The organism is Glycomyces sp. L485, assembly GCF_022548875.1.
Classification (GTDB): domain Bacteria; phylum Actinomycetota; class Actinomycetes; order Mycobacteriales; family Micromonosporaceae; genus Glycomyces.
Genome location: NZ_JAKZEW010000046.1, coordinates 22,990 through 28,989 on the forward strand (window position 1 = coordinate 22,990; position 6,000 = coordinate 28,989).

General features: G+C 70.2%; 4 protein-coding genes and 1 pseudogene. All 5 read left to right on the forward strand.

Features of this window, described 5'->3' with window-relative positions:
- Positions 1-32: 32 nt before the first annotated feature.
- Positions 33-1,391, forward strand: a complete 1,359-nt coding sequence (locus L0U85_RS17660) for an MCP four helix bundle domain-containing protein (protein ID WP_241379075.1) — start codon at positions 33-35, stop codon at positions 1,389-1,391.
- Complete coding sequence (locus L0U85_RS17665) at positions 1,388-2,341, forward strand: glutamate ABC transporter substrate-binding protein (protein ID WP_241379076.1); 954 nt, start codon at positions 1,388-1,390, stop codon at positions 2,339-2,341. The genes L0U85_RS17660 and L0U85_RS17665 overlap by 4 nt, the downstream gene beginning before the upstream one ends.
- An 11-nt stretch (positions 2,342-2,352) precedes the next feature.
- Positions 2,353-4,707 (forward strand): serine/threonine-protein kinase, encoded by a 2,355-nt coding sequence (locus L0U85_RS17670; RefSeq protein ID WP_241379077.1) that lies wholly within the window; start codon positions 2,353-2,355, stop codon positions 4,705-4,707.
- A gap of 14 nt (positions 4,708-4,721) precedes the next feature.
- Positions 4,722-5,789 carry a PP2C family serine/threonine-protein phosphatase gene (locus tag L0U85_RS17675; protein ID WP_241379078.1) on the forward strand — a complete coding sequence of 356 codons (1,068 nt, stop codon included), beginning with the start codon at positions 4,722-4,724 and terminating at the stop codon, positions 5,787-5,789.
- A pseudogene (locus tag L0U85_RS17680) lies at positions 5,786-6,000 on the forward strand (hypothetical protein); the annotation flags it as partial. The gene L0U85_RS17675 and the pseudogene L0U85_RS17680, both read left to right, overlap by 4 nt.

Genomic DNA, 6,000 nt, shown 5'->3' on the forward strand with positions numbered 1-6,000 from the left:
GATACCATGACGACGACCCCCGACTCTGTGAGGTGAAGTTGTCCGTCCAGGCCCCTCCCGCCCCGATCCAGACGCCGCAAGAGGCGCCGGGCGCCGCGTCCGGGCAGCGACGGCTCTCGCGCGCCGTGGCGGCTCTGCGGTACACCCCCGGCCAGTTGCGCGGCATCCTCGCGATCCTGGTGGTCCTGATCCTCGGAGCCGGCGCCACGGCTCTGACGTCCGTTCTGGGCAAGTCGGCCGTGATCGAGGAGACGACCACGCAGTCCGGTCGCCTGTCGGTGGCCGCTCTCGATCTGTATCAGGCACTCTCGCAGGCGGACTCGGCCGCCGCGAGTTCCTATCTGACCGCCGGGGCGTCCTCTGAGGAGGTGCGCGAAACCTACCGGGAGGCGCTGCGCGACGCCACGGTCGCGCTCAGCACGGCCGCCGGGGAGGTCAAGACCCCCGAGGACGCGGAGCTGGTGGCGCGGATGAACACGCACATGCCGGTCTACACCGGACTGGTCGAGTCGGCCCGGACGTTCAACCGGCTCGGAGAGCCGGTCGGCGCGACCTACCAGCGCCAGGCGTCCACACTCATGCGAAACGAGATGCTGCCGGACGCGAATGCGTTGCAGCACAATGCGATCGACCAACTCAACGAAGCCAGGGACTCGGCGGAGTCGTTCCCGTGGCTCACCACGGTCCTCACCGCCATGGCCCTCGGAGTCCTGGTGTGGGCGCAGCTGTGGATGACCCGCAAGACCAACCGGGTGTTCAACCTGGGCACGGTCGGGGCGACGGTGGCGCTGATCGGCGTGGCCGGCTGGCTCGTGCTGGTCGCGCTCGCATCGGCGAGCCACACCGCGCGGTCCCATGAGGAGGGCGCCGATCCGCTCGAACTGCTGGCCGAGGCGCACATCGCCGCCCAGCAGGCCCGCGCCGAGGAGTCGCTGGTGCTCATCGCCCGCGGCGAGGACGGCAGCGCCGAGGAGCGCTACGCCGAGCAGATCGCGCTGCTCACCGGCGACGACGGGCTGCTCGCGCAACTCAACGCGGCCTACGGCGAGGACCCGGAGCTGGCCGAGGCACTCGCGGCCGCCCAGGAGTCGGCCGGGCGATGGAACGCGGGACACGACGAGGTCATCAAGCTCGCCCAGGAGGGCGAGTACACCGAAGCGGTGGCGCTGGCCGTGGGCGAGGACGAGCAGAGCCTGGCGACGTCGTTCGACGAGCTCGACGAGCAGCTGACCGAGGCGACCGACATCAGCGCCGAGCGGTTCGTCGCCGCGACCGGCGACGCGCGGCGCGCCCTGTCGGGCGCGGCGGTCGGCCTGTCGGCCCTGTGCCTGGTGGCGCTGGTCAGCGCGGCGATCGGCATCCAGATGCGAGTGGCGGAGTATCACGCATGATTCGACACAAGATCCGGTGGGCGACCGCCCTGGCAGTGTGCCTGCTCATGGCCGCCTGCTCGGGCCCGGCCAACTTGGACCCGCCAGAGGTGGACGTGCCGACCGCGCTGCCCGAGGACATCGACTTCGACCCCGAGATCAGCACCGCGCCGCCGGACGACAGCTGCGACCCGGTCGCTTCGTACTCCCCCGGTTCGGTCACCGCCGCCGACGCGCGAGCCCTCCTGGGCGACCGGGACCGGATCGCCGTCGGCATCAGCCAGTCGACGAACCTCATGGGCTACCGCGACCCGGTCACCGGCGACCTCGCCGGGTTCGACATCGACATCGCCAAAGCGGTCGTCACGGCGCTCATGGGCGACGCGACGAAAGTGCAGTGGGTGCCGATGACCTCCGGTGAGCGCGAGGAAGCGGTGAATTCCGGACGGGTCGACATGGTCGTGCGCACCATGACGATGACCTGCGGGCGATGGGGGGACGTCGAGTTCTCAAGCGAGTACTACCACGGCGGGCAGCGCCTGCTCGTCACCAAGGGATCCGGCATCGCCTCGCTGGCCGACCTGACCGCAGAGCACCGAGTGTGCACCGGCAGGAGTTCGACCTCGCCGAGGAACATCGCAGACCAGTCCCGGGCGCAGCCGGTCACCGTCCCCGACTTCAACGACTGCCTGGTCCTGCTCCAGCAGGGCGTGGTCGACGCGATCACCACCGACGACTGCATCCTGGCGGGCATGGCGATCCAGGACCCCAGGCTCGAAGTCGTCGGCGACGCCTTCTCCGAGGAGCCCTACGGCATCGCGTTCGCCAAGGGCGACGTCGACCTCGCCCGCTTCGTCAACGGCGTCCTCGAGGACATGCGCGCCGACGGCACCTGGCAGTCCATCTATGACCAGTGGCTCGACGCGCACCTCGGCACCGCGACGCCCCCGTCCCCCGTGTACCAGGACTGAAGGTGAGCGCGATGAGCGACGAGCAGCCCGACCACACCCAGCGCTACCTCCCCGACCTCCAGCAGGCCCAGGTGAACGACGAGTCCGATTCGGACACGCTGCGGGTGCGCAAGCGCCTCGCCTCGCCACCATCGCCGCCTCCGGCCGGCTTCGCCCCCCAGCAGACCTCGGGCGCCCCGATCGGGACGATGCCGATCTCCCGGCCCGTGTCACACGTCGTCCCTCCCTCGCAGGCCCCTCCTTCGCCGCCGCCCGCCCCCTACCGGGCCCCGGCGGCGCCGCTGCCGCAGCCGATCACCGGACCGGTCACGCGCTCGACGACCGGCAGCGCCCGCCAGCGCGGAGGCATGTCCGACATGCCGCCGGTGCCGCCGCGCGACCCGGCCGAAGCGGTCATGGCCGACCCCAAGGTCCCCGAGACGAAGCGCTTCTGCGGCTCGTGCGGGAAACCGGTCGGCCGCCCCCAGGCGGGCCGGTCCGGACGCGTCGAGGGCTTCTGCCCGTACTGCCGGGCCCGCTACTGGTTCACACCCTCGCTCCGGCCCGACGACGTCCTCTCCGAACGCTACGAGATCCTCGGCGCGATCGCGCACGGCGGCCTCGGCTGGATCTACCTGGCCAACGACAAGAACTTCGCCGACGACCTCACCCAGCGGTGGGTCGTCATCAAGGGCCTGATCAACACCACCGACGAGGACGCCATCGAGGCGGCCATCAACGAACGCCGCTTCCTGGTCGGCATCGACCACCCGAACGTGGTCAACATCCACGACTTCGTCACCGCCGCCGACCCCCGCTCGGGCCAGCTCCAGTCCTACATCGTCATGGAGTACGTCGCCGGCAAGTCCCTGCGCGACATCCGCGACGCCGTCGGCGACGACGGCGAGCGCCGACCCCTGCCGCTCGACCAGGTCCTCACCTACACCTCCGAGCTGCTCCCCGCGTTCTCCTACCTGCACGACCGCGGCCTGCTGTTCTGCGACTTCAAGCCCGACAACGTCATCCACGTCGAGACCTGGCTCAAACTCATCGACCTCGGGGCGGTGCGACGCATCGACGACGAGGAGTCGGCGATCTACGGCACCCCCGGCTACTCGGTCCCCAACGACGAGATCCTCTCGGTCGGGCCGTCGGTCAGCTCCGACCTGTACACCATCGGCCGGTCCATGGCCGTGCTCGCGCTCAAGTTCAAGGGCTTCACCGGCGAGTACAAGGACCAGTTCCCGCCCGCCTCGGAGACACCCCTGTTCCAGGAGTTCGGCTCCTTCCACCGGCTGCTGCTGCGCGCCTGCCACGCCGACCCCCGCTCGCGCTTCGCCGACGCCGACGAGATGCGCTCCCAGGTGCGTGGCGTCCTCCATGAGGTCCAGTCGATCCGCGGCGGCGAACCGAGGTTCGAGCCGTCGACGCTGTTCAGCGTCGAGCAGTCCGTGTTCGGCGAGCCCGACGTCGAATACGACGTCGCCGCGATCGGCGACCCGTTCGACGTCGCCCACGCCCTGCCGACCACGATGGTCGACATGGCCGACCCCGCCGCGTCATTCCTGGCGAGCCTGACCGCCACCGACGCCGCGGGCATCCTCGCCGAACTCGCCGCCGCGCCAGTCCAGAGCCCCGAAGTGCAGCTGCGGCGCGTGCGCACCCTCATCAGCGCCGGCGAACTCCATATGGCGAACACCACACTCGACCATTTCGCGGCCCAGGAGGGCAACACGTGGCAGGTCACGTGGATGCGCGGGATCGTCTCGCTGCTCGCCGCGGACTTCCACACCGCCGCCGCGCACTTCGACGCCGTCTACTCTCACCTGCCCGGCGAGCTCGCCCCTCGACTCGCGCTGGCCGCCTGCGCCGAGCTTGCCGGGCGTCGCGACCTTGCGCTGCCGCACTACACGCGCATCTGGAAGTGCGACCACCGGTTCGTCTCGGCCGCCTACGGCCGGGCCCGCCTGCTCGACATGGAGGGGCACTCGACCGAGGCGATCACGACGCTGCACCAGGTCCCGAAGACGTCCTCGCAGTACGGCATCGCGCAGACCGCCGCCATCCAGACATCGCTGCACAGCCGCACGACGCCGCCGAGCATCATCGACCTGCACCACATGGCCGGCCGGCTCGGCGAGCTCAAGCTCGAGCCGCGGCGCCGCCACCTGGTGTCCACCCGGATCCTGCACGCCGCCATCGACCTCGTCGCCCGCACCGGACCGTCCGCCGAGCCGCGCATCTTCAACGCCGCGCCCGAGGACCGGGAACTGCGCACGGCCCTCGAATCGGCCTACCGTAGGCTCGCGCACACCTGCACCAGGCGCGAGGACCAGGTCTACTACTTCGACCAGGCCAACCGACACCGCCCCCGCACGATGCTGTAGCGAAGGAGCACCGAATGCCGGGTTCACCGACTGCCATGCAAGGCCCCGCGAAGCACTGCACCGCATGCGGCCTGGCGGCCGACGTCGGCCGCTACTGCGAGGTGTGCGGCGGCGACCTGGAGGAGCACGAGCGGCCCGCCGAGACGGTCGCGTGGCTCTCCTCGGCCGCGACCGAGGACAACCCGAACCACCCCGGCGGCTCGGACGACCACGCCTCGTTCGCCCTGCCGGGGATCGGCGCGTCCACCGACGTCGGCAAACGGCACCACTACAACCAGGACTCGCTGGCGATCGCGCTCGCCGAGGACGGGCGCAAGATCGCGGTCGTCTGCGACGGCGTCTCGGGCGCCTCGGACTCCGAACGCGCGTCGCTCGCGGGGGTGGAAGCGGCCGTGACCGAGATCCGTGCGGCGCTGGGCGAGGGGCTCAGCGCCGAGGACGCCTCCCGGCGCGGCGTCAACGCGGCCCACTCCGCGGTGGCCGCGGTCGGCAAGCAGTATCCGAACTCGCCGCCGTCGTCCACGTACGTCTCGGCGGTCGTCGAGGGGAACCAGGTGATCCTGTGCTGGGTGGGCGATTCGCGGGCGTACTGGGCCGGCGAGAAGGCGCGGAGTCTCACCGTCGACGACACGATCCACGCTCGACTCGAATACCAGGGCGTCGATCCCCGTGACGAACGATACAAGAACCCGTACGCGAAGGCGCTGCTGGCATGGCTCGGGGCCGACGCTCCGGCCCTGAATCCGAACCTCCTCCGGGTGGACCTCGAGGGCGGGCATGTCGTAGTGTGCAGTGACGGACTGTCACGCTACTTCAATGACGATTCCGACCTGTTGCCTCTGCCGGACGGCAGTGTTGGCGACAAGGCTGTAGCGTTGACACGAAAAGCGCTCGCACACGGCGGGCACGACAACATCAGTGTCGCGGTGATGGAGCTCGAATCCCCCGGTTCGAACCAGGTCGATGCGCATGAGCAGGATCATGCCGACCAGGACTCCGACCAGAGGGACGAATCCTCACCGCTGCTCGGTGTCTCCAGTGAGGCCGAGTACACGGAACTGCTTGGAGGGGGACGACCTTGACCTACCAGCCGACCTACCCCGGCGGCGGTGCCCCACAGCCGGGCGGATACCAATGTGCCTGCGGGGCGTACCCACAGGCGCAGTTCTGCGAGCAGTGCGGCACGCCCAACCCGGCGTGGCAGCAAGGCCAGCCCCCGCAGTCACCGGCCGGCTTCGGACAGGGCTACCCGCCGAACGACCCGTACGGGCAGCCGCAGCAACCCGACCCCTA